This window comes from Sulfitobacter sp. L-8 (assembly GCF_056859255.1).
Window position 1 is genome coordinate 16671 of the sequence record NZ_JBSXOD010000045.1, and the last position, 24597, is coordinate 41267.

General features: G+C 56.4%; 28 protein-coding genes. 21 read left to right on the top strand and 7 right to left on the bottom strand.

Annotated features, from left to right (window positions below; all coding sequences use genetic code 11):
* The first annotated feature begins 199 nt into the window (after positions 1-199).
* The 10 genes from pyk to mscL all read left to right on the top strand — a co-directional run bounded on the left by pyk (position 200) and on the right by mscL (position 8684).
* Positions 200-1645: a pyruvate kinase gene (gene pyk, locus AC13DE_RS08210; protein WP_483047535.1), complete on the top strand. Its 1446-nt coding sequence runs from the start codon at positions 200-202 to the stop codon at positions 1643-1645.
* 43 nt (positions 1646-1688) lie between these two features.
* The gene (locus AC13DE_RS08215; RefSeq protein ID WP_483047536.1) at positions 1689-1916 is read left to right on the top strand and encodes a hypothetical protein; all 228 of its coding nucleotides are present in this window, start codon (positions 1689-1691) and stop codon (positions 1914-1916) included.
* A 128-nt stretch (positions 1917-2044) separates the two neighbouring features.
* Positions 2045-2245 (top strand): 50S ribosomal protein L35, encoded by a 201-nt coding sequence (rpmI, locus tag AC13DE_RS08220; RefSeq protein ID WP_005851209.1) that lies wholly within the window; start codon positions 2045-2047, stop codon positions 2243-2245.
* Between the two features lie 15 nt (positions 2246-2260).
* Positions 2261-2626, top strand: coding sequence for a 50S ribosomal protein L20 (gene rplT / locus AC13DE_RS08225; protein WP_093731492.1), 366 nt, complete (start codon positions 2261-2263; stop codon positions 2624-2626).
* Positions 2627-2883: 257 nt separating this feature from the next.
* Positions 2884-3957, top strand: coding sequence for a phenylalanine--tRNA ligase subunit alpha (pheS, locus tag AC13DE_RS08230; protein WP_446297989.1), 1074 nt, complete (start codon positions 2884-2886; stop codon positions 3955-3957).
* Positions 3958-4030: 73 nt separating this feature from the next.
* On the top strand, positions 4031-4312 hold the full coding sequence (locus AC13DE_RS08235) for a YrhK family protein (RefSeq protein ID WP_483047537.1): 282 nt from the start codon (positions 4031-4033) through the stop codon (positions 4310-4312).
* 51 nt (positions 4313-4363) lie between these two features.
* Complete coding sequence (locus AC13DE_RS08240; protein WP_483047538.1) at positions 4364-5173, top strand: CE1 family esterase; 810 nt, start codon at positions 4364-4366, stop codon at positions 5171-5173.
* An 83-nt stretch (positions 5174-5256) separates the two neighbouring features.
* Positions 5257-7656, top strand: coding sequence for a phenylalanine--tRNA ligase subunit beta (pheT, locus tag AC13DE_RS08245; RefSeq protein WP_483047539.1), 2400 nt, complete (start codon positions 5257-5259; stop codon positions 7654-7656).
* Between the two features lie 18 nt (positions 7657-7674).
* Complete coding sequence (locus tag AC13DE_RS08250; RefSeq protein WP_446295866.1) at positions 7675-8124, top strand: YtoQ family protein; 450 nt, start codon at positions 7675-7677, stop codon at positions 8122-8124.
* Between the two features lie 128 nt (positions 8125-8252).
* Positions 8253-8684: a large conductance mechanosensitive channel protein MscL gene (mscL, locus tag AC13DE_RS08255; RefSeq protein WP_446295867.1), complete on the top strand. Its 432-nt coding sequence runs from the start codon at positions 8253-8255 to the stop codon at positions 8682-8684.
* Between the two features lie 68 nt (positions 8685-8752).
* On the opposite strand, the gene ald is transcribed toward mscL, so the two are convergent.
* On the bottom strand, positions 8753-9871 hold the full coding sequence (ald, locus tag AC13DE_RS08260) for an alanine dehydrogenase (RefSeq protein ID WP_483047540.1): 1119 nt from the start codon (positions 9869-9871) through the stop codon (positions 8753-8755).
* Positions 9872-10012: 141 nt separating this feature from the next.
* On the opposite strand from ald, the gene AC13DE_RS08265 reads away from it, so the two are divergent.
* Entirely contained in the window at positions 10013-10474 is a 462-nt protein-coding gene (locus tag AC13DE_RS08265) for an Lrp/AsnC family transcriptional regulator (RefSeq protein ID WP_446313796.1), read from the top strand.
* Here the strand turns inward: AC13DE_RS08265 and trhA are convergent.
* Both trhA and rpsU read right to left on the bottom strand, forming a co-directional pair.
* Positions 10471-11121 (bottom strand): PAQR family membrane homeostasis protein TrhA, encoded by a 651-nt coding sequence (gene trhA, locus AC13DE_RS08270; protein WP_483047541.1) that lies wholly within the window; start codon positions 11119-11121, stop codon positions 10471-10473. The two genes, AC13DE_RS08265 and trhA, sit on opposite strands and share 4 nt — an antisense overlap.
* Before the next feature lie 189 nt (positions 11122-11310).
* A complete protein-coding gene (gene rpsU, locus AC13DE_RS08275; RefSeq protein WP_005851231.1) occupies positions 11311-11517 on the bottom strand; it encodes a 30S ribosomal protein S21 in 207 nt (68 codons plus the stop codon).
* A 114-nt stretch (positions 11518-11631) separates the two neighbouring features.
* Here rpsU and AC13DE_RS08280 point away from each other — a divergent pair, with 114 nt between their 5' ends.
* From AC13DE_RS08280 to AC13DE_RS08300, 5 genes are all read left to right on the top strand, one after another.
* Positions 11632-12330, top strand: a complete 699-nt coding sequence (locus AC13DE_RS08280) for a COQ9 family protein (protein WP_483047542.1) — start codon at positions 11632-11634, stop codon at positions 12328-12330.
* An 86-nt stretch (positions 12331-12416) separates the two neighbouring features.
* Positions 12417-13142 carry an energy-coupling factor ABC transporter ATP-binding protein gene (locus AC13DE_RS08285; RefSeq protein WP_446313799.1) on the top strand — a complete coding sequence of 242 codons (726 nt, stop codon included), beginning with the start codon at positions 12417-12419 and terminating at the stop codon, positions 13140-13142.
* Positions 13117-13713, top strand: coding sequence for an energy-coupling factor transporter transmembrane component T family protein (locus AC13DE_RS08290; protein ID WP_446295876.1), 597 nt, complete (start codon positions 13117-13119; stop codon positions 13711-13713). Before AC13DE_RS08285 ends, AC13DE_RS08290 begins: the two co-directional genes overlap by 26 nt.
* A gap of 104 nt (positions 13714-13817) precedes the next feature.
* The gene (locus tag AC13DE_RS08295) at positions 13818-14804 is read left to right on the top strand and encodes an NAD(P)H-quinone oxidoreductase (RefSeq protein WP_483047543.1); all 987 of its coding nucleotides are present in this window, start codon (positions 13818-13820) and stop codon (positions 14802-14804) included.
* Positions 14804-15781, top strand: coding sequence for a quinone oxidoreductase family protein (locus tag AC13DE_RS08300; RefSeq protein WP_446295878.1), 978 nt, complete (start codon positions 14804-14806; stop codon positions 15779-15781). The genes AC13DE_RS08295 and AC13DE_RS08300 overlap by 1 nt, the downstream gene beginning before the upstream one ends.
* A 106-nt stretch (positions 15782-15887) precedes the next feature.
* Here the strand turns inward: AC13DE_RS08300 and AC13DE_RS08305 are convergent, their stop codons facing one another.
* On the bottom strand, positions 15888-16532 hold the full coding sequence (locus AC13DE_RS08305; protein WP_483047544.1) for a ribonuclease T2 family protein: 645 nt from the start codon (positions 16530-16532) through the stop codon (positions 15888-15890).
* 128 nt (positions 16533-16660) lie between these two features.
* Between AC13DE_RS08305 and AC13DE_RS08310 the strand changes: the two genes are divergently transcribed.
* The 4 genes from AC13DE_RS08310 to aspS all read left to right on the top strand — a co-directional run bounded on the left by AC13DE_RS08310 (position 16661) and on the right by aspS (position 22089).
* Entirely contained in the window at positions 16661-17437 is a 777-nt protein-coding gene (locus AC13DE_RS08310; RefSeq protein ID WP_446295879.1) for a DUF1013 domain-containing protein, read from the top strand.
* A gap of 109 nt (positions 17438-17546) precedes the next feature.
* Positions 17547-18650 carry an endonuclease/exonuclease/phosphatase family protein gene (locus tag AC13DE_RS08315; RefSeq protein WP_446314419.1) on the top strand — a complete coding sequence of 368 codons (1104 nt, stop codon included), beginning with the start codon at positions 17547-17549 and terminating at the stop codon, positions 18648-18650.
* A gap of 240 nt (positions 18651-18890) precedes the next feature.
* The gene (locus AC13DE_RS08320; protein ID WP_483047545.1) at positions 18891-20069 is read left to right on the top strand and encodes a type III PLP-dependent enzyme; all 1179 of its coding nucleotides are present in this window, start codon (positions 18891-18893) and stop codon (positions 20067-20069) included.
* A gap of 169 nt (positions 20070-20238) precedes the next feature.
* Positions 20239-22089: an aspartate--tRNA ligase gene (gene aspS, locus AC13DE_RS08325; RefSeq protein ID WP_483047546.1), complete on the top strand. Its 1851-nt coding sequence runs from the start codon at positions 20239-20241 to the stop codon at positions 22087-22089.
* 73 nt (positions 22090-22162) lie between these two features.
* Here aspS and AC13DE_RS08330 read toward each other — a convergent pair whose 3' ends face one another.
* On the bottom strand, positions 22163-22639 hold the full coding sequence (locus AC13DE_RS08330) for a hemerythrin domain-containing protein (RefSeq protein ID WP_446295883.1): 477 nt from the start codon (positions 22637-22639) through the stop codon (positions 22163-22165).
* A gap of 99 nt (positions 22640-22738) precedes the next feature.
* Positions 22739-22915 (bottom strand): hypothetical protein, encoded by a 177-nt coding sequence (locus AC13DE_RS08335; RefSeq protein WP_483047547.1) that lies wholly within the window; start codon positions 22913-22915, stop codon positions 22739-22741.
* Positions 22916-23059: 144 nt separating this feature from the next.
* On the opposite strand from AC13DE_RS08335, the gene AC13DE_RS08340 reads away from it, so the two are divergent.
* Entirely contained in the window at positions 23060-23785 is a 726-nt protein-coding gene (locus AC13DE_RS08340; RefSeq protein WP_483047548.1) for a GNAT family N-acetyltransferase, read from the top strand.
* Positions 23786-23790: 5 nt separating this feature from the next.
* Here AC13DE_RS08340 and AC13DE_RS08345 read toward each other — a convergent pair whose 3' ends face one another.
* Positions 23791-24510, bottom strand: a complete 720-nt coding sequence (locus AC13DE_RS08345; protein WP_483047549.1) for a response regulator — start codon at positions 24508-24510, stop codon at positions 23791-23793.
* Between the last annotated feature and the right edge of the window lie 87 nt (positions 24511-24597).

A 24597-nucleotide genomic window follows, 5' to 3' on the forward strand; every position in this document is an offset into this window, starting at 1 on the left:
TCAGTATTATTGTGCAACCGAGCCTGGGACGTTTGATCATGCAGAGGCACGGCGAGTGCGATAGGCCAGATATTCACGCAATAACAGTTATCGCTAACATTTTTGCTATCCCTTCCTGGGGCTGAGCATGTTAAAGCGGCTATAAAGTTCGCTAAATAAGGGCCGAGGCCTGTTTCGGAGACAAAAGGAAAGTCTAAGCATGAAACGCACGCGCAATGTTAAGATAGTCGCTACTCTTGGGCCAGCGTCGGATACACATGAAGTGATTTCGGCGTTGTACAATGCGGGGGCGGACGTTTTTCGACTGAACATGAGCCACGGCAGCCACGATGAAATTCGGGCCAAACACCAGATCATCCGTCAGATCGAAGAGGAAACCGGTTCGACGATCGGCATCTTGGCGGATTTGCAGGGCCCCAAGCTTCGGGTCGGCGTCTTTGCCAATGAAAACGAACAGTTGGTGGAAGGGGCGGATTTCAGGCTGGATCTGAACGATACTGCCGGCGATGCGGAACGTGTTTGCCTGCCACATCCTGAGATCTTTCAGGCCCTGGAGCCGGGTGCGAGTCTGTTGGTGAATGACGGCAAAATACGGCTCAAGGTCAAGGAATGTGGCTCCGACTTTGCGGATTGCGTCGTGGTGACCGGGGGCGTCATATCAAACCGCAAGGGCGTCAATGTACCTGACGTGGTTTTGCCGCTGGCAGCGCTGTCGAATAAGGATCGTGCCGATCTGGAGTTCGTGTGCGAATTGGGCGTGGACTGGCTTGCATTGAGCTTCGTGCAACGCCCGGAAGACGTGATCGAAGCCCGCGCTTTGGCCAAGGGACGGGCGGCGTTGTTGTCGAAGATCGAAAAGCCCTCTGCTGTACAACGATTTGACGATATTTTGGCCGTTAGTGACGGTATCATGGTCGCCCGGGGGGATCTGGGCGTAGAATTGCCTGTACAGAATGTACCGCCCATCCAAAAGCGACTGGTTCGCAAATGCCGTGCGGCGGCCAAGCCGGTGATCGTTGCGACGCAAATGCTTGAATCAATGATTGAAAGCCCGATGCCGACCCGGGCTGAAGTGTCCGACGTAGCGACCGCGATCTATGAAGGCGCGGATGCTGTAATGTTGTCGGCTGAATCTGCGGCAGGGTCTTATCCGATCGATGCGGTACGCACGATGGACAACGTTGCCACCGAGGTCGAGAAGGACCCGACGTATACACAAATTATTGAATCTTCGCGTAAGGCAGACAGGGTGACCGTAGCGGATGGTATCGTTGCCGCCGCCCGGGAAATTGCCGAAACTGCGAATATCAAGGCAATTTGCTGCTTCACGCACAGCGGAACCACTGCGGTTCTGACCGCGAGAGAGCGCCCTCGGGTGCCAATCATTGCACTGACGCCGCTGGTTAAGACCGCAAGACGATTGGCGCTGAGCTGGGGGACAAACTGCGTCCTGACCGGGCGGCTTGACCGGTTCAAGATGGCTGTCGTCAGCGCGGCCCGTGCCGCGCGTGAAGAAGGATATGCCGGCCCCGACGATCTGATCGTCGTTGTCGCCGGTGTGCCATTCAACGTCGAAGGTAGTACGAATATCCTGCGTGTCGCCCCATGTGACGAGCGTTTGATTTTCAACACCGATCCAGAGTAGCGTTGCCGGAAAACGTGAAACCGGATTTTCAAGGGCGTGCTTTATGGATTCTGATTTGATCTTGGTGATAGGTCTTGCTCTTGCGTTTCTTTCCATTCCATCGGCGTTGTCTGCGTTTTCAGATGGGCGGGTGCCGCGCGTTTCCGCGCTGACCATCGTCATCGCGGGGGCGATGATCATTTATGCATTTCGCAGCCACCCCGAGGGGTATACGTTGCAGGATATTCCCATGGCGATCACGCATGTGATTGCGGGGTACAGGTTTTGGTAGCATGACGGGCGCGTTTTTGCGCTTGCCTTGACCGCTTCTCCCTCCTATACGCCAGCTTCGTTCCGCGCGTCCGGCCTTCGTGGCATGCCGAGTCGCGCACTTACCGAACTCAAGTTAAGGAGACGGAAATGCCCAAGATGAAGACGAAATCGAGCGCCAAGAAGCGCTTTAAGATCTCGGCGACCGGCAAGGTCATCGGCGGTCAGGCTGGCAAACAGCATGGTATGATCAAACGGACTAAGAAATTCATCCGTGACGCGCGTGGGACAACAGCTTTGTCTGCCCCCGACGCCAAGATCATCAAGGGCTTCATGCCCTACGACCGCTAAGATAGGAGAGCCGATATGTCCCGTACAAAAGGTGGTGTGGTCACTCACGCCCGTCACAAAAAGGTCATCAAAGCCGCTAAAGGTTACTATGGCCGTCGCAAGAATACTTTCAAGGTCGCCCGTCAGGCGGTCGACAAAGCCAACCAATACGCCACGCGCGACCGTAAGAACCGCAAGCGGAACTTCCGCGCATTGTGGATCCAGCGGATCAATGCCGCAGTGCGCAGCCACGACGAAGCACTGACATACAGCCGCTTCATCAACGGCCTGTCCCTGGCTGGTATCGAAGTGGACCGCAAGGTTCTGTCCGATTTGGCGGTGAACGAGCCCGAAGCATTCGGTGCCATCGTGAAGCAGGCACAAGACGCGCTGGCCGCGTAAGCGCCTTTCGTTGTTGAACGTTAAGAACGCCGTCCCGCTATCGGGGCGGCGTTTCGCGTTCAGGGTGGGGTCAGATCAGGGCGCTGCATCGTTCCGTCGGCACCATATGCGATGCCGGTCGGTCGTTTGGCGGCATCTGCCACGCCGACGAAGCGGGGGCACTCCTGCATGAGATGCGTCAAATTGGCGGTGCTGCTTGTATTCGGGCGCAATTCTGCTAGCACCAGCGCAAGTTCAAGATATGATATGAGGCCGACATGGACGACCTGAAAGCGAAATATTTAGGCCAGATCGCTGATGCCTCCGACGAAGCTGCGTTGGAAGATATCCGTCTGACAGCCGTGGGTAAAAAAGGCGAAGTTGCGCTTAAAATGCGTGAATTGGGCAAGATGACCCCCGAAGAGCGTCAGACCGTAGGCCCTGCCTTGAATGCTCTCAAGGACGAGATCAATTCAGCCATCGCCGCCAAGAAGGCCGCGTTGAGTGACGCCGCACTTGATGAACGTTTGCGGTCGGAATGGCTCGACGTGACACTGCCGACACGGCCCACACGCCAAGGCACGATCCACCCGGTCAGTCAGGTGACCGAAGAGGTTACAGCCATTTTTGCCGAACTTGGGTTTTCGGTCGCCGAAGGGCCGCGCATTGATACCGATTGGTATAATTTCGACGCGCTGAACATCCCCGGCCACCACCCTGCCCGTGCCGAAATGGACACGTTTTACATGGCCCGTGCCGAAGGCGACGATCGGCCACCGCATGTGCTGCGCACCCACACCTCGCCCGTGCAGATCCGCACGATGGAGGCGGAAGGCGCGCCGTTGCGTATCATCTGCCCCGGTGGCGTCTACCGTGCCGATTATGACCAGACCCACACGCCGATGTTTCATCAAGTCGAGGGCCTTGCGATCGATAAAGACATTTCGATGGCGAACCTCAAATGGGTACTTGAGGAATTCTTCAGCGCGTTCTTCGAAGTCGAAGGGATCAAGACGCGCTTTCGCGCTTCGCATTTCCCGTTCACCGAACCCTCTGCCGAGGTCGATATCCAGTGTTCCTGGGTCGACGGACAGTTGCGCATCGGCGAAGGTGATGGCTGGATGGAGGTTCTTGGGTCTGGGATGGTTCACCCCAAGGTGTTGCAAGCGGGCGGAATCGACCCGGCCCATTGGCAGGGTTTTGCCTTTGGCATGGGAATCGACCGGATAGCGATGCTGAAATACGGAATTCCCGATTTGCGCGCCTTCTTCGAGTCGGATTTACGCTGGTTACGCCACTACGGGTTTGCAAGCCTTGACCAGCCGACGCTGCGTGCGGGTCTAAGCCGATGAAACTGCGCGTCGTCGCCACCGGGTTCATTTGGATGTGCCGGGACGGGGCGACGCTGACTGGTGGTTTGCCCGGATGAAGATGTTTCGAAACGAACGGCGGGACAACTCCGAAGCACACCGTCGTCTGTATGCGCGATTCGAACTGGCCTACACGGTGGTGGATTTCTTGGCCGCCTTCTGCTTTGTGGTCGGGTCAGTGATGTTTTTCAGCCCGGATTGGCAGACTCCCGCGACGTGGTTCTTTGTGATCGGCTCATTGCTTTTTGCGGCCAAGCCCAGTCTGCGTCTGGTGCGCGAGATCAAGCTGTATCGTCTGGGTGACGTAAAAGACCTTGCTTCCAGGGCCGAAAAATAAAGAACCCTCCGCGTTTATGCGGCATGCGATAGTTTCGACAAAGGTTAGAATATGCGCCTGATACGCGGCCTGCTTTTGGTTTCTTTCATTCTGTTCTTACCGGGGGTGAGCGCCGCGCAAACCTTAGAGCCGTGCGGCGGCGACGTTGCCTGTAAGATCGGGGATCGCAGCTATAACATCCTGATGCCAGACAACTGGGATGGGGTGACGCCTTTGCCGGTATTGATGCATTTTCATGCGTTCTTGAGGCGCGGCCGAACCGTCATTCATCATCCAAGGATAGGAAGCGAGACACAGCCGCGTGGTGTCATGTTGGTCGCACCTTCCGCGCGCAACCGGGCATGGCGGTTTTGGCAGGACAACCCCGAGGATATCGACTTTGCCGATGCGGTTTTGGCAGATGTGGCCAAGCGCTATCCTGTGGACCAAAGCCAGATCTATGTGTCGGGTTTTTCGTTCGGGTCTGCGATGGCGTGGCGATATGCCTGCGCGCGCGGTGACAGGATCGCGGGATTGATGACTATGTCCGGTACAATCAAGCAAGACAGCGATTGTCCCAACCCACCCAAACAGGTGCGCCATGTGCATGGTCTGGGCGATATATGGATGCATCTTCCGCGCGGGCCGGGGCACAATGTGACTACTGCGGTGGCTTTGTGGCGCAAGGCTTTCCGATGTGGCAAAGGGCGGCTTGAGGGCGTGATTGAACTTGCCCCTGGTCTAAACGTCACCCATTTCGTCTGGGATAATTGCATGCCGGGTCGCAGCGTGACGCTCGATGTCCATTCAGGCGGTCATTTTATCCCGACAGGTTGGCTGGGCCGCCAGTTGGATGGTCTCATGCCCCAGAGGCCGGGTTGAGAGAAATGGCACCTACACCGGATTGAAACTGCACCGATTAAACGCTACCCCCTAGCGCAAGCGACTGCATGAGGACCATCACCATGAAATTCACCTTGTCCTGGCTCAAGGAACATCTCGATACGACCGCGTCGATTGATGAAATCACCTATGCGTTGACCGACCTGGGCCTCGAGGTCGAAAGCGTCGAAGACCGCGGGGCCAAGCTGGCGGACTTTACGCTTGGCTATGTGAAATCGGCCGAAAAGCACCCTGATGCCGATCGCTTGCAGATTTGCCAGGTCGAGACTGACGAAGGCGTTCAGCAGATTATCTGCGGTGCGCCAAATGCCCGGCAAGGTATTACTGTAGTCGTGGCCAAGCCGGGGGTTTATGTTCCGGGCATTGATACCACGATCGGGGTCGGAAAAATCCGCGGTGTCGAAAGCTTCGGGATGATGGCGTCCGAGCGCGAGCTTGAGCTGTCCGAAGAGCATGACGGCATTATCGAATTGCCTTCTGGCGCTGTCGGAGACCGTTTCACGGATTGGTTGGCCGAAAATGACCCTGCCAAAGTTGATCCTGTGATTGAGATAGCGATCACCCCCAACCGTCCTGACGCTCTTGGCGTGCGCGGTATCGCCCGCGATCTGGCGGCGCGCGGGTTGGGCACGCTCAAGCAACGGGATATTCCGGCGGTTGAGGGGCAATTTCCCTGCCCGATCATGGTAACAATTGACGCGGACACATTGGCGCAGTGCCCGGTGTTTTATGGGCGTGTTATTCGGGGCGTCAAAAATGGCCCTTCGCCCGAATGGTTACAGGACAAGCTGCGCGCCATCGGGTTGCGCCCAATCTCGTTCCTGGTCGACGTGACGAATTTCTTCACCTATGATCGAAATCGGCCTTTGCACGTCTTTGACGCCGATAAGGTCGCCGGCAATATGCTGCGGGTTCACCGTGCCGAAGGTGGTGAAACACTGGTTGGTCTGGATGACAAAGAATATACCTTCAGCGAAGGAATGACGCTGATTTCGGATGCGGAAAAGGTCGAAAGCATTGCCGGCGTCATGGGCGGTGCCGAAACCGGCTGTTCGATGGAAACGGAAAATGTGTTCATTGAGGCGGCGTATTTTGACCCGGTTCGCACCGCATATACCGGCCGCGCTCTCAAGATCAATTCGGACGCGCGGTACCGCTTTGAACGCGGGATTGATCCTGAGTGGACACCGTACGCCATCGAACATGCAACCCAGATGATACTGGATATCGCAGGGGGTGAGGCATCTGAAGTCGTCGTAGCCGGCCGGGTTCCAGACTTCTCAAGGGCATACAAGCTGGATGCCGCGCGTGTGCAATCCTTGGTCGGCATGACGATCTCGGAAAGCGAGCAGCGCAAGACGCTGACATCATTGGGATTCCGTCTGGAAGGTGACATGGCTCAGGTCCCAAGCTGGCGCCCCGATGTTCAAGGCGAAGCGGATCTGGTCGAAGAAGTTGCACGCATCGCGTCGCTGACCAAGCTTCAGGGCCGCCCCTTGCCGCGTTTGACACCGGGTGTACCCAAGCCAGTGCTGTCTGCGATGCAGCGGCGCGAAGCGATCGCTCGGCGCACCTGTGCCGCGCTTGGGTACAATGAATGCGTATCCTACAGTTTTATTGATCAGGCCTCCGCCGCGTTGTTTGGTGGTGGCACCGACGATACGCGGCTGGAAAACCCGATCAGCGCCGATATGAGCCATATGCGCCCGTCGCTGCTGCCTGCCTTGTTACAGGCCGCGGCGCGCAATCAGGCCCGGGGCTTTGCCGATATGGCGCTGTTCGAGGTAGGCCCTGTATTCACTGGCGGCGAACCGGGAGAACAGCACCTGCAAGTAAGCGGCGTGCTTGTCGGTCGTACCGGCCCAAAAGACGTGCACGGGGCTTCGCGCAACGTTGATCTGTTCGATGTCAAAGCCGATATCGAAGCAATCCTCGCGTCTATCGGTGCGCCTGCCAAGGTACAGATCAACCGCAACGGCGATGAATGGTGGCACCCTGGCCGTCACGGGCAGATCTGTCTGGGCCCGAAAAAGGTGCTGGCTGTGTTCGGCGAAATTCACCCGCGTGTGTTAAACGCCCTGGACGTGAAGGGCCCGGCAATGGGCTTCACCCTTTGGCCCGCCAATGTACCGCTTCCACGAAAGGCAGGGTCTACGCGACCGGCCCTGAGCGTCAGTGCCCTGCAAGCGGTCGAACGCGATTTTGCCTTTGTCGTGGATGCCGGGGTGGATGCCCTGATGCTTGTGAACGCCGCAATGGGGGCTGATAAGACCCTGATTGATGATGTTCGGGTGTTTGATGAATTCATCGGTGGTGCGTTGGGCGAAGGCAAGAAATCGTTGGCACTGACGGTACGCATGCAACCCAGCGACAAGACACTTAAAGATGCCGATATCGAAGCGGTAAGTAACAAGGTGATCGAAAAAGTCACAAAGGCGACGGGCGGCGTGCTGCGCGGCTGATCTGACGAAAGGTGCGATATGACTTTGAACGTATATTTATCCGGTGAGATTCATACCGACTGGCGTGACCAAATCATCGACGGCGCAAGCGGTCTGGACGTCGTTTTTGCCAGTCCGGTAACCGACCATGCGGCCAGCGATGATTGCGGTGTCGCGATCATGGGCCCCGAGGCAGACAAGTTCTGGCATGACCGGAAGGGCGCGCAGCTTAACGCGATCCGTACGCGTCGGGGAATCGAGCAAGCAGATATTGTCGTGGTGCGGTTTGGTGACCAGTACAAGCAGTGGAATGCAGCATTTGACGCCGGGTACGCTGCGGCATTGGGCAAGTCACTGGTGATCTTGCATGGCCCAGATCACGCACATGCGCTGAAAGAGGTCGACGCCGCGGCGCTTGCGGTAGCTCAGGAGCCGGCGCAAGTCGTGCAAATATTGCGTTATGTTCTGAAGGGTGAACTGCCAGGGTAACACCGGCTGCCGTGTCTGCGGCACAGGTTTGTCGTGCGGCAAAAGTTAAACATGTGTTTTATTCACAGCATGAATGGTAGTTCTGTGTCTACCATCCAGCCAATAGAGTGAAACTATAAGGACGTCCCATGCTTCAAGAATTCAAGGATTTCATTGCCAAGGGCAATGTCATGGATCTCGCGGTCGGTATCATCATCGGTGCCGCTTTCACGGCCATCGTCAATTCACTTGTCAGCGATATGATCAACCCGGTCATTGGTCTGGTATTGGGCGGAGTCGATTTTACCAACATGTACGTGGTGTTGTCGGGAACGGTACCTGCCGATGCGGGTCTTGACGTGGCGCGTGCATCTGATGCCGCGATATTCGCATACGGTGCCTTCATCACCGCATGCATCAACTTTTTTATTATCGCTTTCGTCGTGTTCATGTTGGTCAAGGCCGTGAACCGGCTGAAATCTATTGCGGAAGCACCCGACGAAATCGCCCCCGAGGTCAAGACTGGCCCGAGCCAGCTTGACGTGTTGCTGCAAATTCGCGATTCGCTTGCCAAGAAGTGACGCGGATCCGGGCGCGGAAAATTGACCGACCCCGTCTGTGCCGGTCAATTTTCGCAGGGTGACAGTCTTTAGCTGGCGATAGCCTGATCGGCGGTGATCGATGTCAGGCCCAAGGCTTCGGCGACAGCCGCATAAGTGATTTGCCCAGCATGCACATTCAGGCCGGCTCTCAGGTGCGGATCGTCGGCGCAGGCCTGCTTCCATCCTTTGTTGGCTAGTGCCAGCATGAACGGCATCGTGGCATTGCCCAGAGCGATGGTAGAGGTCCGCGCCACAGCGCCGGGCATGTTGGCCACGCAGTAATGCATGATGCCGTCGACTTCGTACACCGGATCCTGGTGCGTGGTGGCCTTGGAGGTTTCAAAGCAACCGCCCTGATCAATGGCGACATCCACCAAAGCTGCCCCCGGCTTGAGTTCGCCGAGTTGCGCGCGGCTGATCAGCTTGGGCGCTGCGGCACCGGGTATCAATACCGCCCCGATGATCATATCCGCTTCGCGGGCCAGTTCGATCGTGTTGCCGGCCGAAGCATAGGACGTTTTGAACACGCCGCCAAAAACATCGTCAAGATAACGCAGGCGGGCAAGCGACCGATCAAGCACTGTCACATCGGCACCCATGCCGGCGGCAATTCGCGCGGCGTGTGTCCCGACAACGCCGCCCCCGATGACCGTGACCCGCGCAGGGCCAACCCCGGGCACGCCACCCATCAGCACACCGCGGCCGCCATTGGCCTTCTGCAAGGTCCAGGCACCCACTTGCGGTGCCAGCCTTCCTGCGACCTCGGACATCGGTGCAAGCAGCGGCAGCCCACCGGCGCGGTCGGTAACGGTTTCATATGCAATGCAGGTGGCACCTGACGCCACGAGGTCCGTGGTCTGATCGGGGTCGGGCGCAAGGTGAAGGTATGTAAACAATATCTGCCCTTCGCGCAGCATCTTACGCTCGGCAGCCTGGGGTTCCTTGACCTTGACGACCATATCCGCTGTTGAAAAAATCTCGGCCGGCGTGGCGACGATGGTGGCTCCGGCCTCCGCATAAGCTGCGTCGTCAAAACCTGCGCCGATACCGGCCCCTGTTTCGATGAAAACCTGGTGGCCGTTGGTCACCGCTTCGAAGGCGGCGTTGGGCGTCATGCCAACACGAAACTCCTGAGGCTTGATTTCTTTGGGGCATCCGATTTTCATACTGTCCGTCCTGTTAAAGGTGCTTTGTTCCACCATATGGCTGAATAAACGCAATGGGGCACGGATTTCGGGTCGCATTTCACCACCATCTTCGAATAGAATTCGAAGCATGCTGGAATATACGCAAAAGAATTGCTTGAAATGAGTCTCGACGACATTGACCGCCGTATCTTGGTAGCTTTGCAGAACAAAGGACGGATGTCGAATTCGGATCTGTCGGAAAAGGTGCATCTGTCTCCGTCTGCTTGCCATCGCCGGGTTCAGCGGCTCGAGGCTGAGGGCTATATCCGCGATTACGTAGCGCTTTTGAATGCACGCAAGCTTGGTGTCCCGACTACGGTGTTCGTCGAGATTACGTTGCAAGGTCAAGCAGACGAGGTGCTTGACGCGTTTGAAAAAGCCGTCGCGCGGATCCCCGACGTGTTGGAGTGTCACCTCATGGCTGGTGCCGCCGATTACCTGTTGAAGGTGGTAGCGGAAGACACCGAAGATTTTGCACGCATCCACCGGCAACATCTGGCGCGTCTGCCTGGCGTGGGACAGATGCAGTCAAGCTTTGCCCTGCGAACCGTATGCAATACGACCGCGCTGCCGGTCACCTAGCGAACGGGTGGAAACAACGCGATCCAGATGCTCGCAAACATTAGAATGCCACCAATATTCACCCAAACATGCCAAACCGCATAACGAAAGCGCATTGATCTACGCGTGTAGAACACTGTGCCGATCACAAAGCTGGCTGCCCCCGCAACGATTAGCCAAAGAGAGCCCGCCGGCACATCGCGAAGATCGGGCAAAGCGCTAAGCCCAATCGCGCCAAGCGCCAGGTAAGAGGCCGTCGACCAACGCCCTTGCACCACATTGCCTGAGATTTTCTTCCAGATCGCCAATACGGCCAATGCCCAGGACACCCAAAGCAGCGCTATCGTCCACGGGGTGGACGCCAAAACGAAAAATGGTGTGAATGTCCCTGTGATGCTGGGGTAGATAGCCGCGTGGTCGATGCGCCGTAAAAGTATGCGATGGTCGTGCCACGGGGAGAAATGGTAGGCATATGAGGCAAGGTTGGACGCCATGGCGCAGGCCACATACACGCTCACCGCGATGACCAAGCGGAAATCGAGCAGCTGAGCCGATTTGGTAATCAGCAATCCACCCGCGACAACAATCAGGATCAACCCTACGACATGCGTTATCAGATCGGCCCGCCGATGCGAGGATGCGATGCTGGGGAACGTTGGCGTTATCATATGGACTCCCCGGAGTTATCGGTGCCAGATATGCAGCCTGATCGCCAAAGTCTATTCTTCCGGTGCGTCAGAAAGGCGGCAACACGTGCTCTGCCTGGAACCGCGACATGAACTTAACCAAGCCAAAATAAAACCCCCGGCACCTGTGGGTATCGGGGGTTCGTATTTCTATGCCTTACTCAGGATGATTTACATCATGCCTTCGCGTTGCAATTTTTTCCGTGCCAGTTTCCGGGAACGGCGGATCGCTTCAGCTTTCTCGCGCGCTTTTTTCTCGGATGGTTTCTCGAAATGTTGCTTGAGCTTCATTTCACGAAACACACCTTCGCGCTGTAGCTTTTTCTTCAGAGCCCGAAGGGCCTGATCGACGTTGTTGTCGCGAACACTAACCTGCATGTGGTTTTCACCACCTTTCTAGTTTGAAGTTGCAAGGATTTGCAGGAACTGGGCATATAGCAAACAAGCCCTACATTGTCCATAGCAAAGCCAATAACTCCCGAGGAGGCCGCCTTGACCGACACTGCCCCGAGCCCGAAAGAGCAATTGCTTTCAGCAGCTGTGAATCATGTGCCATTCGATGGTTGGACGGGAACCACGTTTCAGGCCGCAATCGCCGATACGGGTATAGACCGTACCGTGGCGCGGGCAATTTGCCCCAGAGGTGCGGTTGATTTGGCCGTGGCGTTCCACCTTCGCGGCGACCGCATAATGATTGACCAGGCGAAAGCGCAGAATATGTCCGGATTAAAGTTCCGCGAAAAGATTTCGGCGATGGTGCGGCTGCGGCTGGAAGCGGTCACGGACAAGGAACTGGTGCGTCGCGGTGCAACGCTGTTTGCACTGCCGCAATATGCCCCGGATGGGGCCAAATTGGTGTGGGGTACGTCAGATGCCATCTGGAACGCGCTGGGGGATACGTCAAATGACGTGAACTGGTACACCAAACGCGCCACGCTCTGTGCTGTGTATTCATCCACCGTATTGTACTGGTTGGGCGACACCAGTGAGGGCAACAGCGCCACCTGGGGGTTCCTGGATCGGCGCATTGAAAACGTAATGCAGATCGAAAAACTCAAGGCGCAGGTCAATGATAGCCCGACGCTAAGTAAGCTTCTGATCGGTCCCAAGTGGGTTCTCTCGCAAGTGAAGGCGCCAAACCGGGGGCTTAGGGCCAGGATGCCGGGAAGCTGGACAACCCCGCGGCGATAGGGTGTCTTTTCATGCTCGACGCGACCTGATAGCGACGGGGCGAACCGCAACCCAAGGCGGTGTCTGCAAAGCTGGTAGTCGCGTAAATGTCTGTGCCGTTGATTGATCTAGACCGTGTATTCTATACGCCAGACGGGGCCGGAGTGCTGCACGACATAACGATACAGGCGTCAGAGCGACGGATTGGGATCGTTGGGCGGAACGGATCGGGAAAAACCTCGCTAGCGAGGCTGTTGGCCGGGTTGGTCACCCCGACGTCGGGCACGGCTGCGATTGCAGGTGTCGATGTTGCGAAAGACCGCAAAGCGGCGTTGTCCCAGGTGGGGATACTGTTTCAGAATCCGGATCACCAGATTATCTTTCCCTCTGTCGAAGAGGAAATCAGCTTTGGCCTGAAACAACAGGGGCAAGGCGCGGATCAAGCTGCTGAGGCCACCGGTCTTATCCTGGAACAGTTCGACCGGCTGCATTGGGCAAAGGCGGCAATCCATCAGTTGTCACAAGGTCAGCGCCAATTGGTGTGCCTGATGTCAATTCTGGCGATGAAGCCGCGCTTGATTATCCTGGATGAGCCCTTTGCCGGACTTGATATTCCAACTACGATGCACCTTTCGCAGTTGCTTGAGGGGCTGGACGCCCATCTGGTGCAAATCACCCATGATCCCGCGCATCTGGCCGGGTATGATCGAGTTTTGTGGGTCGACGAAGGCCGCATCATCAACGATGGTGCCGCTGAGCAGGTAACACCGGCATTTGAAGCCAGGATGAAGCGTTTGGGAAACAGCGATGATTTCACTCAGCTCTCCGGTTGAAACACGCGCCCATGGCTGGCCTGCGGGCGCAAAGCTGGCAGCGCTGTGCATCGCTACCGTGGTTCTGTTCAGTATAGAGGCGCTTTGGTTTCAAGCAGCGGCACTGGGGATGACATTGCTTGCTTATGCCATTCCGGGTCGTCGGTTCTTCAGCACCGGTATGTCACAATTGCGAATCCTGTTGCCGTTTCTGGTGCTTATTCTGGTGTGGCACGGTGCAACGGCAGATCTTGAAAACGGTGTCATTATTGCATTGCGGATGATCACGGCGGTCGGGATGGCAAATCTGGTGACCATGACCACTAAGCTAAGTCAGATGATATCTGTGGTGACGTGGCTTACCACACCGTTGCGTCGTATCGGGATCAAGACGCGCGGGATCGAACTGGGTATTGCACTGGTTGTCAGATTCACTCCGGTTTTAACCATCAAGGGGCAGACACTTGCCCAAGCGTGGCGGGCCCGTTCGGCAAAACGGGTCGGCTGGCGTGTGGTCATTCCTTTCACTGTGTTGGCGATAGACGATGCTGAACACGTCGCGGAAGCACTGCGGGCCAGGGGCGGGATGTGAACCGGCCTGACAGCCGCCGGTTCGGATTGTAAGAGGCAGATGCCAAGCCTATGCTGTGTCAAAATAAAACAAGCCAGAAACCCAAGCCGGAGGAATTTCACATCATGACAGAGACTATGCGCGCCATCGAGATTACCAAGCCCGGAGGGCCCGAGGTGCTTCAGCTCGTCGAGAGACCGATGCCGGAGCCAAAGCATGGTCAGGTGGTGATCAGGGTTGCTTATGCGGGGGTCAACCGGCCGGACGCGTTGCAACGCGCTGGCATGTATGCCCCACCCCCTACGGCCAGTGATTTGCCGGGGCTGGAAGCTTCGGGTGAAATCACGGCGATCGGCGACGGTGTGAACGGGTTGAAAGTCGGCGACAAGGTCTGTGCCTTGCTGCCCGGCGGCGGCTATGCCGAGTATGTGGCGACTGCGGCGGCGCATTGCTTGCCGGTGCCGGACGGCATGAGCATGAAAGACGCGGCCTGTCTGCCCGAAACGTTTTTCACGGTGTGGTCCAACGTGTTCATGCGCGGTGGCCTGAAGGCCGGAGAGCTGTTTCTGGTTCACGGAGGGTCATCGGGGATCGGGACAACGGCGATCCAGCTTGGCCGCGAATTCGGTGCGCGCGTCTTTGCCACTGCCGGCACAGACACCAAATGCGGTGCTTGCGTCAAACTGGGGGCCGAGGCTGCGATAAACTATCGCGATTCCGATTTTGTCGATGTGTTGAAGGCCGAAGGCGGCGCTGACCTGATCCTGGACATGGTTGGCGGAGAATATATCCCGCGTAACCTGCAAGCGTTGGCCGAAGATGGCAGATTGGTGCAGATCGCATTTCTTGGCGGTGCCAAGGTAGAAGTAAACTTTACCACGTTGATGACCCGTCGCCTGACCATGACCGGTAGCACGCTGCGCCCGCAAAGCGATCTGGCCAAGGCACGCATCGCGGAACAACTGCGAGAGCAGGTCTGGCCACTGCTGAACGCTGGAAAAATCGCACCGGTGATGGACAGCGAGTATGATTTTGAGAATGCGAGCGAAGCACACGCACGGATGGAAACCAGCGGACATATCGGCAAGATCGTTTTGAAGGTGCACGGATAATGGCAAAGACAGCTATCATAGAAAGCCACGGCGGACCCGAGGAATTCAAGTTGGTTGATCGTGAGGTGGGCAATCCCGGACCAGGCGAAATTCGTATTGCCCATAAGGCGATCGGCCTGAACTTCATCGACGTTTATCAACGCTCAGGAATGTACCCGATGCAGTTGCCACACGCATTGGGGATGGAAGCATCGGGCATCGTTGAAGCTGTGGGCGATGGGGTGACCCATCTGAAGGTGGGCGATCGCGCCGCCTATGCTTCGCAACCCCCCGGCGCATATGCCGAGGCGCGGGTGATGCAGGCCGCGCAGGTTTGCCCCTTGCCCGACGAAATTTCCTTTGAGGAAGGGGCCGCGATGATGCTGAAGGGGCTGACCGTGGAATATTTGTTCCATCGAACCACGCCTCTTAAACGCGGTGACACCGTTCTGTTTCATGCCGCAGCCGGCGGGGTGGGTCTGATCGCCTGCCAGTGGGCAAAGTCAGAAGGAATCATCTTGATCGGTACCGCCGGGACTGACGAAAAGTGCAAGCTGGCGCTGGATCATGGCGCAGCACATTGCATTAATTACCGCAGTGACGACTGGGTTGCGCGGGTGCGCGAGCTGACTGACGGCAAGGGCGTAGATGCGGTGATGGATGCGGTAGGGGCCGATACTTTCGAGGGATCTCTGGATAGTTTGAAACCACTGGGCATGATGATATCGTTCGGTGCCGCGTCAGGGCCGGTGCCGCCTTTCAGCGTCAGTATTCTGGGTGCTAAAGGGTCGCTCAAGATTACCCGCCCTACGATTTTTACGCATATCAGCGACCATGCAGCTTGCCAGGAGATGGCCCGTCACCTTGCAGGAAAAGTCATCTCCGGCGATGTGAAGATAAATATCGGTCAGCGTTTTGCTCTGGCGGATGTGGCCAAAGCACATGAGGCGCTGGAAGCACGGCAAACCACCGGCAGTACGGTACTTGAAGTCGATTGATCCAAGGCGGCCACAGTGACAGCCAAGGCGGGGCAGGGGCGACCTGTCCCCGTTCGATGCTTTATCGACGGGCGGTGTTTCATCAGAGATAAGGCGGCTTTGGCCGTTATTTGATGGGGTCGAACAGGGCGTCGGAAAGAGAGCAGTCTTTTACCACGTCGCGCCCACAGGGGATAGGTTGCAAATCCTTGGACATGCACACGCGCACCTCCTGGATGTACCCGGCCTTGCATGTGACGGTGACACCGTCGGGCTCCAGATCGGGGTTCGCCTTTAGAAACGCTTGTTCGACCACCGAGGCCGGAAGACGTATCTGGTCTTTGACCTTGCGAAAAACCGAAGGGCGCACAACGGTCGCGTAGGCCCTGCGCGCCAAGTCGAAATAGCGCGAGGCAGACAGGCCGGTGCAGCTTCCGTGTTTTTTCCACTGGTACCAGGCAAGGCCCGGCGTCCCCATGATATCTTGCATACTTGCTGTCATGCTACGCATCGGCGGGCGTTCCAACGTGCGGCAAAATGAAGGATAGCCCCGGTGAAATTGCGGCCACAGACCATGCATTATCCAGCCATGGTCTTTATCGGCATCACATTGTGGCGATTGGCGCGCCTCACCTTCCTGAGAACACCAGTTCGGTGACCAGCTAAGCGCGAGCACATAATAGTCAAATTGACCTGCTATCTCACCCTTTGCTGACAAGGCGACAGGCGTAAGCGTCATGGAAAACAACAGGCATAGGCTCAGCAATCGCATTGGGGTCTTTCCTTATATGCTGGTCTTTAGTATAAGGCGTTCAAGTTCCCCCACAATGGAAACAGTTCTGCCCGGCAGGACAGCCTATTTCAGGCGACGGGGAAGGTGCGTTTAAAGGAGAGACCGACATGGCAAAACCGATTATGGCTCGTGCCACTGCCGTATGGCTGGTGGACAATACTACACTCAGCTTCAAGCAGATTGCAGATTTCGTTGGGATGCACGAGCTCGAAGTGCAAGGTATTGCAGATGGCGATGTGGCCCAAGGCGTCAAAGGCTTTGACCCGATTGCCAATAATCAGTTGACCGAGGAAGAGATCGAAAAGGGCCAGGCCAGCCCGTTGCACAAGCTCAAGCTCAAGTTCAACGCTTCCGCCCAAGGCGAAGAGAAGCGTCGCGGCCCGCGTTATACGCCGTTGTCCAAGCGGCAGGATCGCCCCGCATCTATTTATTGGCTGGTTAAATTCCACCCCGAACTGTCCGACGGTCAGATCAGCAAGCTCGTCGGCACAACCAAACCGACGATCCAGGCAATCCGCGAACGGACGCACTGGAACATTGCCAATATACAACCGATTGATCCCGTCGCTTTGGGGCTGTGCAAACAGTCTGAACTGGATGCGGCCGTCCAAAAGGCCGCCGCCAAAAAAGCAGCCGAAGGCGGCCTGATGAGCGATGACGAACGTCGTCGTTTGGTGAGCACAGAACAGTCACTTGGTATGGACCCTGATGCCAACATGGCGTCTGCAATCGAAAGCCTCGAGACCTTCACCCTGTCTGGCAACCCTGCCGATGAAGACGACCGTGATCATGGTGATTATTCGAATGCCGACAGTTTCTTCAAGCTGCCCGAAGGCGGTTCTGACAACGACGATGACGACGAAGACGAAGACGACGCCAAGTAAGACCTTTTGACCCAACTGGGCCGATGTGGAACCAAACTGACCGGCGTTTCGTTGGTAAGGGGGCGTGGGGAATTACCCCGCGCCCCTTTTGCTGTGATAAGGAACCGCCATGACGCTTTTTTTGATATCGCTTTACTGGTTCACCGTCGGGTTTCTTGTCGTTGCAACGTTGGTTCCATTCAGTAAAATTCCCCATGGTGCGATAAGGTCGTTTGCGTTTCCCCGCGAACAGTTTTTCGTCCTAGCGCTTGCTATGTTCGCCGTCGGCCTGTTTTTCCTCGGGGGTCAGCAAAGGCTTGTTGGGTTGATCGCAACCGGGATCGTGATTGTGATCAACGCGATTTATATCGCGAAGTTCACCCCGATCTGGCGTACGCAATCGGTAGATGCGACGCCTGAAGAACGCGAAGACGATAGCCGTCGGGTCACGCTTATCGCGTCCAATGTGAAGCAATCCAACCGCGATTACGCAAAGCTCATCGATCTGATCAAGTCAGAGCAACCCGATATCGCCACTGCACTGGAGGTCGACGCCGCTTGGGTAGACGCGCTTTACTCGGCACTTAAAGACGATTTTGAGCATTGGGTGAAAGTCGACCAAGAGAATTCTTATGGCATGGTGCTTATGTCACGGTTGCCTTTGGATGAGACCGAAGTGCGCGAGCTTTTGGTGGAAGGCGTTCCTTCAATCAAAACACGGGTCCGAATGGATTCAGGTCAGGCGTGGCGTCTATATATTGTTCATCCTGAACCACCCGTCCCCAACCACGACACCAAGGGACGCGACGGTGAAATCGCGCTGATTGGCATGGAAGCCAAAAAGGATCCGCTCCCCTCGATCGTGACCGGCGATCTGAATGACGTAGCATGGTCAACCACCACACGCCGTTTTCAGGCGCTCTCCGGTCTGCTTGACCCTCGCATTGGGCGCGGATTTTACAACACGTTCCATGCCGGCGTCGTCTTGGCGCGCTGGCCGCTTGACCATTTATTTCACGACCCGGAATTTCGCCTTATACGGCTGGCCCGGATGCCAAATGTCGGGTCCGACCATTTTCCGATCCTGTTTTCGTTTGCCCTAAGGGATACGGCAGCTGCGCATTATCTGCCTGAACCCAGCACCGAAGAAGAGCGTGAAGACGTGAGGGAGATTGTGGAGGATGAACGTGCAGTAGACCGGGAAGCGATTGGAACTGATTGGGAAAAAGGCTGAAATCACTGCACTCGCCGATGCAGTTATAGCGGTTTTACCAGTCCGAAAATTAAATTTCATCAAGAGAAGTTTGCCACTTGCGCGAATCTAAAAACAGCGTAAATGCGCCTTCATAGACGCCAACGCACGCGCCTTTGGCTGGTCAGACAGAATGTAGGTTTGACCCGCCTTTATGCAGCGACGGTAACGTCTCTTGAAACGACATGTTAGGGTGCTCCCACTCTTCCCTGCTCTTTGGAGATGACCATGAACGCAACAGCCACCGCCGCCGTTAATCCTGCCCCCGCATCGAATAGTGATGAAGCGGCAGAGTACATCTGGAACAACCATTTCGACAAACCTACCTTGGTCGTCAGTCGTGAACGCGTCGGCGTGCAATATGACGCGCTGAAAGCTGGGCTGGGTGATGCGCATATTCACTATGCGGTAAAAGCAAACCCTGCGCCGGAAATCATTCGTCTTCTGGTGGAGCGCGGCTCAGGCTTTGACGCTGCGTCGCGCCAAGAGATCGAGCTTTGCCTGTCACAGGGTGCGGACCCTGCAACGATTTCATTCGGCAACACCATCAAGCGTGGTGTGGACATTGCCTTTGCTCACTCCATCGGGGTGACGCTGTTTGCCGCTGATTGCGAAGCCGAACTTGACAAGATAGCGGCGCATGCGCCCGGTGCGCGGGTCTATATCCGCTTGATCGTTGAAAATTCGCTGGCGGACTGGCCCCTGACGCGAAAATTCGGATGTGCCGACACATTGTTGCCGTCGCTTTTGGATTACACCAAATCTGTGGGTCTTATCCCTTATGGGCTGTCCTTCCATGTAGGGTCGCAGACTCGCAAAGCTGAATACTGGCACCCTGTGCTTGATCAGGTCGCGCCTCTGTGGCATGCGGCCAAAGCCGCTGGTCACGACCTGCAACTTCTTAACGTCGGCGGCGGTTTCCCTGCATATCACGGTGACCCGGTTGATGCCCCACGCGGCTATGCAGCGGCGGTCATGGCCGCAGTGCATGAGCGGTTTGGCGATGTTCCGTTCATTATGGCCGAACCCGGTCGCGGCATGGTCGCCGAGGGTGGCCACATCGCCGCTGAGGTCATGCTGGTGTCAAAGAAATCAGCCGATGCAGCGCGACGGTGGGTCTATCTGGATATTGGCCGTTTCTCGGGTCTGGCCGAAACCGAAGGCGAGGCGATTCGCTATGAGTTCGTGACGGCCCATGATGGAAAACCGGTCGGCCCTTGCGTGCTGGCGGGCCCGTCTTGCGATTCCGCAGATATCCTTTATGAAAAGAATACAGTAGACTTGCCACTTGCCCTCAGGGACGGTGACAAGATTATGATCAAGAACTGTGGTGCCTATACCAGCTCCTATAGCTCGGTCGGCTTCAACGGGTTTCCGCCGCTTGATGTTCTGGTTCTATAGAGAATCATAAGCGTCGCGCGGGAAGGGCCGTCTGCTTTGGGAGGAGCAGGCGGTCCGTTTTACTTTTAGCTCTTGTTGGAGCGGTTGTAGGTGCGGGAAACTCTTGACTTCTGTGGTCTCAAAAGGTGTACCTGCCCCGAACAATTCCAGCCCTAGGAAGGGACCCGTCATGCACCCATATCGCAGTCATACATGCGCCGACCTTAGCAAAGAAAACGTCGGAGAAAAGGTAAGGCTGTCCGGCTGGGTACACCGTGTGCGCGACCACGGCGGCATCCTGTTTATCGATTTGCGCGACCATTATGGCATCACGCAAGTGCTATGCGACCCGGATTCGGCAGCTTTTGCAGATGCGGAAAAATTGCGTTCTGAATGGTGCATCCGCATCGACGGGGAGGTAAAAGCCCGCGCCGATGATCTGGTGAATCCCAAGATACCAACCGGCGAAATCGAAGTTTTCGTGCGCGACATCGAAGTGCTTGGCCCGTCGAAAGAACTGCCGTTGCAGGTATTCGGCGATCAGGAATACCCCGAGGAAACGCGCCTGCGGTATCGTTATCTGGATTTGCGTCGCGAGAAAATGCAGGCCAACATGGTGCTGCGGTCCGACGTTGTGTCGTCGATCCGCAAGCGCATGTGGGACCAGAACTTCAAGGAATTCCAGACGCCGATCATCACCGCGTCTTCCCCCGAAGGGGCGCGTGACTTTCTGGTGCCGTCACGTTTGCACCCCGGAAAATTCTATGCGTTGCCGCAGGCCCCGCAGCAGTTCAAGCAACTTCTGATGGTATCGGGCTTCGACAAGTATTTCCAGATCGCGCCGTGTTTCCGTGACGAAGACCCGCGCGCTGACCGCTCGCCCACCGATTTCTACCAACTCGACCTCGAGATGTCCTTTGTCGAACAGCAAGACGTGTTCGACACCATCCAGCCCGTGCTGACCGGCATTTTCGAAGAATTCGGCGGCGGCAAATCCGTTGATCAGGAATGGCCGCAGATTTCCTATAAGGACGCGGCGCTGTGGTATGGTTCGGACAAGCCCGACCTGCGCAACCCGATCAAGATGCAGGTCGTATCCGAGCATTTCGAAGGTTCGGGCTTTGCGATTTTCGCCAAGCTGCTTGAGCAGGAAGGCACGCAAATTCGTGCGATCCCGGCACCGACAGGCGGGTCGCGCAAGTTCTGTGATCGGATGAACGCCTTCGCGCAAAAAGAGGGTTTGCCCGGAATGGGTTATATCTTCTGGCGCGAAAAGACTGCGGACAGTGTCGCCCAAGAACTTGGCATCACGGTGAAAGAAGCCCAAGCCAAGCTGAAAGCCGGTGAGGTCGAAGGCGGCATGGAAGCGGCTGGCCCGCTGGCCAAGAACATCGGCCCGGAGCGAACCGAGGCGATCCGCCAGCAGCTTGGTCTGAGCGTCGGAGATGCAGCGTTCTTTCTTGGTGGAAAACCAAAGGCATTTGAAGGCGTCGCAGGTCGGGCCCGCAATGTGATCGGTACCGAGCTGGGGCTTACCGATGAAAACCGCTTTGCCTTTGCCTGGATTGTTGATTTTCCGATTTACGAGAAAGACGAAGAAACCGGCAAGATCGACTTTGAACACAACCCGTTCTCGATGCCGCAAGGCGGGATGGACGCGCTGATGGGCGACCCGCTTGAGGTGCTTGGCTATCAATATGACCTTGCGTGCAACGGTTACGAGCTGGTGTCCGGTGCGATCCGTAATCACAAGCCCGAGATCATGTTCAAGGCGTTCGAGATCGCGGGGTATGGCAAGGATGAGGTTGAAAAGCGCTTTGGCGGCATGGTTAACGCATTTCAATACGGCGCGCCGCCTCACGGGGGATGTGCGGCCGGAATTGACCGGATTGTGATGCTGTTGGCGGAAGAGGCGAACATCCGCGAGGTGATCCTGTTCCCGATGAACCAGCGTGCCGAAGACCTGATGATGAACGCGCCAAGCGAGCCGCAGCCTGACCAGTTAATGGAGCTGGGCCTGCGCGTGATTCCGCAGGATTAATCGCCCGCGCACAAATTAAAAACGCCCGCTTTCGACTTTTGAAGGCGGGCGTTTTTGATTCAGTAAACCGAAGTCAATCTTCCATACTATCTTGGCGCTTCTGGTCGATCAGCCCCAGTTCTTCCTGCTTTCGCTTTTGAAAGTTTTTGCCAAAGGTGTCGTTGTGCTCTGCGCCAATCACTTCCTTGGCGCGCTTGAATACATCTGCTTCTTCTTCGTCCATGTGATGCTCATAGTCGTGTTTGAGCTTCTTGAACTTCACCAGCCATCCCGAAGATGACATGTCGGCTTCGTTCAGTTCCTCCATCAGATCATCCAGTTCCTTATGCTCCGAGACAGAATGACGGGCGGCATCCTGCCCCCAGGTTTCATGCATGAGCTTGGAATAGAAAGTTTCTTCCTCGGCGGCGGCATGTGATTTTACGTCAGTGTAAAATTCCTGCCAGGAGCGCTGGCGGTCGGTACTGTCGCCGGATGTTTCAGCGATTGCATTTAAAAGGGTCCGGTGCGTTTCGTGGTCGGCTTTTATTGCATCGTAGATGGACGTCATGTGATTTTTCCCTGGCTTGTTATCCTTTCCAACGCAACGGCATTCGGATGGTTCCAGTGCGGGCAGGCTAACGGGGACAATCGCTTGTAAAATCGGGCACTAAAAGCCGGTGCTTGCGACTTTTATGGGGATATCGATCACGGTTTCGGCCATACGGGCATGGAAAAATGCCAGGGCAACCGTGATGGCCCCAACCGCATTTGCCCCGAGAATGACCCAGTCGATCCTGGTTTCCCTGCGATAGATGCGGAGCGCCACGCGTAATCTCGCAATCACGATTCTAGCCCCCGGACAAAGATGCAAACATTTCATGATAAAATTGTGCTAAAGTTTTGTGTCTAAAGTTTGGTGATTTGAGGGGCGACGTAGGGCATGCATTCGGGGCTTGGCGTGCGTGCAGGTTGGCCATAACGTGACCGGATGAAACACAACGATCCAAAACGAGCGCCACTTGGGGCACCTGTGCCAAATTTCACCGTGCCGCCACGGCCGACGCGCGAGGTAATGCGCGGCCAATATGTGCAGATCGAACCATTGGATGCACAAGCTCACGCAGCTTTGTTGTTTCGTGCATTCGAAGATCAGGATTATCTGTGGCACTATATGTATGACGGCCCTTTTTCATCCTCGGCTCAATTTCATCGCTGGGTCAGGGATGTCGCAGCCAAAGAAGATCCGATTTTCTACGCAATCAAGAACTTGGACACCGGGAATATTGAAGGTGTGGCAAGTTATTTGCGCATCGCACCGGAGGCCGGGTCTATCGAAGTCGGATCAATCACCTATGGGCCGGCGCTGCAGCGTACCCGTGGTGCAACCGAGGCGATGTTTTTGATGATGTCATGGGCGTTTGAGGCGGGCTATCGACGTTATGAGTGGAAGTGCAATGCGCTGAATCTTCCTTCGCGCCGCGCTGCGCAGCGATTGGGCTTCAGCTATGAAGGTGTTTTTCGTCAAGCGGCGGTCGTGAAAGGCCGCAACCGTGACACCGCATGGTTTGCCATGATCGATTCGGAATGGCCCGGACTGAAAGAAGCTTTCGAAGCGTGGCTTTCACCCAGTAACTTTGACGACGCGGGAATGCAGCGTGAACGGTTGGGGGACCTGACCGGGCTGGTGCGTGTGGCAAGCGACCCGCTTTTGTAGCAGGGTCAAATCGCCATGCGTAACGCCAAACGCGCCTGCACCAATCCGGCGACTGCCGCCTTTTCCTGATCGGCCGGATGTCCAAGTGCCCTTTTGCGCGCTAGCGCAGATGCCGCCGTTTCGAGAGCCTTGTCATGTGCGATCCGTGCAACGCCGCATAGAAACTGCGCCACGTAATCCAGGGTTTTGTTATCTGTCTTATCGCCCAAAACATCCGCGATATGTGCCATATCATCCTGGAACGCCATATGATCCGGCTCGACGACCTCGTCGCCGATTTCTCGCGGGCCCGGGGGCTGGCGATCTGCGGGAAGAAATTCAAGAACGGATTGCTGAAATTGGACCAGCGATTTGATCGGCTTTGCTAGGAAACCGTCAGCACCCGCCGCTATGGCATCGGCGGCGCGAAAGCTTTCGCCGGAAATCGCCAATAGCACGTCCACGCGAGGTTGCGCTTTTGCAAGGTCGGCGATCAGATCAATCCCGTTGCCGTCAGGCAGGCCGAGGTCTGCAATAACCACTGACGGTCGATATACCTGAAGATGTCGCCGCGCCGCACGTAGACAGTCAGCACGCCGTATCCTTGCGCCGGATCGCAAACACAGCAGCCGTATCGCCTCGCAGGCGAACCGGCTGTCTTCGATAACCAGCACCGTCAATCCCAAAAGGGGGCGTTGTGCTGTGGGTGCAGGTATGTAGCGGGGCTGTTCTTCAAGCTTATCCATGATTCCTCCAAAAACCCTTTTGAGCCTTCAATAGTTACGGTCGCTTGGCTAACACGGCGTTAACGTGACGCATTGCCCTCGGCGGCT

What these genes read in the sequence shown, in the direction of transcription:
- AC13DE_RS08340 (WP_483047548.1), top strand. Translation starts at nt 23,060, where the DNA reads ATGAAACACAACGATCCAAAACGAGCGCCACTTGGGGCACCTGTGCCA.
- AC13DE_RS08300 (WP_446295878.1), top strand. Translation starts at nt 14,804, where the DNA reads ATGGCAAAGACAGCTATCATAGAAAGCCACGGCGGACCCGAGGAATTC.
- rpmI (WP_005851209.1), top strand. Translation starts at nt 2,045, where the DNA reads ATGCCCAAGATGAAGACGAAATCGAGCGCCAAGAAGCGCTTTAAGATC.
- pheT (WP_483047539.1), top strand. Translation starts at nt 5,257, where the DNA reads ATGAAATTCACCTTGTCCTGGCTCAAGGAACATCTCGATACGACCGCG.
- pheS (WP_446297989.1), top strand. Translation starts at nt 2,884, where the DNA reads ATGGACGACCTGAAAGCGAAATATTTAGGCCAGATCGCTGATGCCTCC.
- AC13DE_RS08345 (WP_483047549.1), bottom strand. Translation starts at nt 24,510, where the DNA reads ATGGATAAGCTTGAAGAACAGCCCCGCTACATACCTGCACCCACAGCA.
- aspS (WP_483047546.1), top strand. Translation starts at nt 20,239, where the DNA reads ATGCACCCATATCGCAGTCATACATGCGCCGACCTTAGCAAAGAAAAC.
- AC13DE_RS08215 (WP_483047536.1), top strand. Translation starts at nt 1,689, where the DNA reads ATGGATTCTGATTTGATCTTGGTGATAGGTCTTGCTCTTGCGTTTCTT.
- AC13DE_RS08240 (WP_483047538.1), top strand. Translation starts at nt 4,364, where the DNA reads ATGCGCCTGATACGCGGCCTGCTTTTGGTTTCTTTCATTCTGTTCTTA.
- pyk (WP_483047535.1), top strand. Translation starts at nt 200, where the DNA reads ATGAAACGCACGCGCAATGTTAAGATAGTCGCTACTCTTGGGCCAGCG.
- AC13DE_RS08235 (WP_483047537.1), top strand. Translation starts at nt 4,031, where the DNA reads ATGAAGATGTTTCGAAACGAACGGCGGGACAACTCCGAAGCACACCGT.
- AC13DE_RS08295 (WP_483047543.1), top strand. Translation starts at nt 13,818, where the DNA reads ATGACAGAGACTATGCGCGCCATCGAGATTACCAAGCCCGGAGGGCCC.
- rplT (WP_093731492.1), top strand. Translation starts at nt 2,261, where the DNA reads ATGTCCCGTACAAAAGGTGGTGTGGTCACTCACGCCCGTCACAAAAAG.
- rpsU (WP_005851231.1), bottom strand. Translation starts at nt 11,517, where the DNA reads ATGCAGGTTAGTGTTCGCGACAACAACGTCGATCAGGCCCTTCGGGCT.
- AC13DE_RS08285 (WP_446313799.1), top strand. Translation starts at nt 12,417, where the DNA reads ATGTCTGTGCCGTTGATTGATCTAGACCGTGTATTCTATACGCCAGAC.
- AC13DE_RS08290 (WP_446295876.1), top strand. Translation starts at nt 13,117, where the DNA reads ATGATTTCACTCAGCTCTCCGGTTGAAACACGCGCCCATGGCTGGCCT.
- mscL (WP_446295867.1), top strand. Translation starts at nt 8,253, where the DNA reads ATGCTTCAAGAATTCAAGGATTTCATTGCCAAGGGCAATGTCATGGAT.
- trhA (WP_483047541.1), bottom strand. Translation starts at nt 11,121, where the DNA reads ATGATAACGCCAACGTTCCCCAGCATCGCATCCTCGCATCGGCGGGCC.
- AC13DE_RS08305 (WP_483047544.1), bottom strand. Translation starts at nt 16,532, where the DNA reads ATGCGATTGCTGAGCCTATGCCTGTTGTTTTCCATGACGCTTACGCCT.
- AC13DE_RS08320 (WP_483047545.1), top strand. Translation starts at nt 18,891, where the DNA reads ATGACCATGAACGCAACAGCCACCGCCGCCGTTAATCCTGCCCCCGCA.
- AC13DE_RS08265 (WP_446313796.1), top strand. Translation starts at nt 10,013, where the DNA reads ATGAGTCTCGACGACATTGACCGCCGTATCTTGGTAGCTTTGCAGAAC.
- AC13DE_RS08310 (WP_446295879.1), top strand. Translation starts at nt 16,661, where the DNA reads ATGGCAAAACCGATTATGGCTCGTGCCACTGCCGTATGGCTGGTGGAC.
- AC13DE_RS08330 (WP_446295883.1), bottom strand. Translation starts at nt 22,639, where the DNA reads ATGACGTCCATCTACGATGCAATAAAAGCCGACCACGAAACGCACCGG.
- AC13DE_RS08315 (WP_446314419.1), top strand. Translation starts at nt 17,547, where the DNA reads ATGACGCTTTTTTTGATATCGCTTTACTGGTTCACCGTCGGGTTTCTT.
- AC13DE_RS08250 (WP_446295866.1), top strand. Translation starts at nt 7,675, where the DNA reads ATGACTTTGAACGTATATTTATCCGGTGAGATTCATACCGACTGGCGT.
- ald (WP_483047540.1), bottom strand. Translation starts at nt 9,871, where the DNA reads ATGAAAATCGGATGCCCCAAAGAAATCAAGCCTCAGGAGTTTCGTGTT.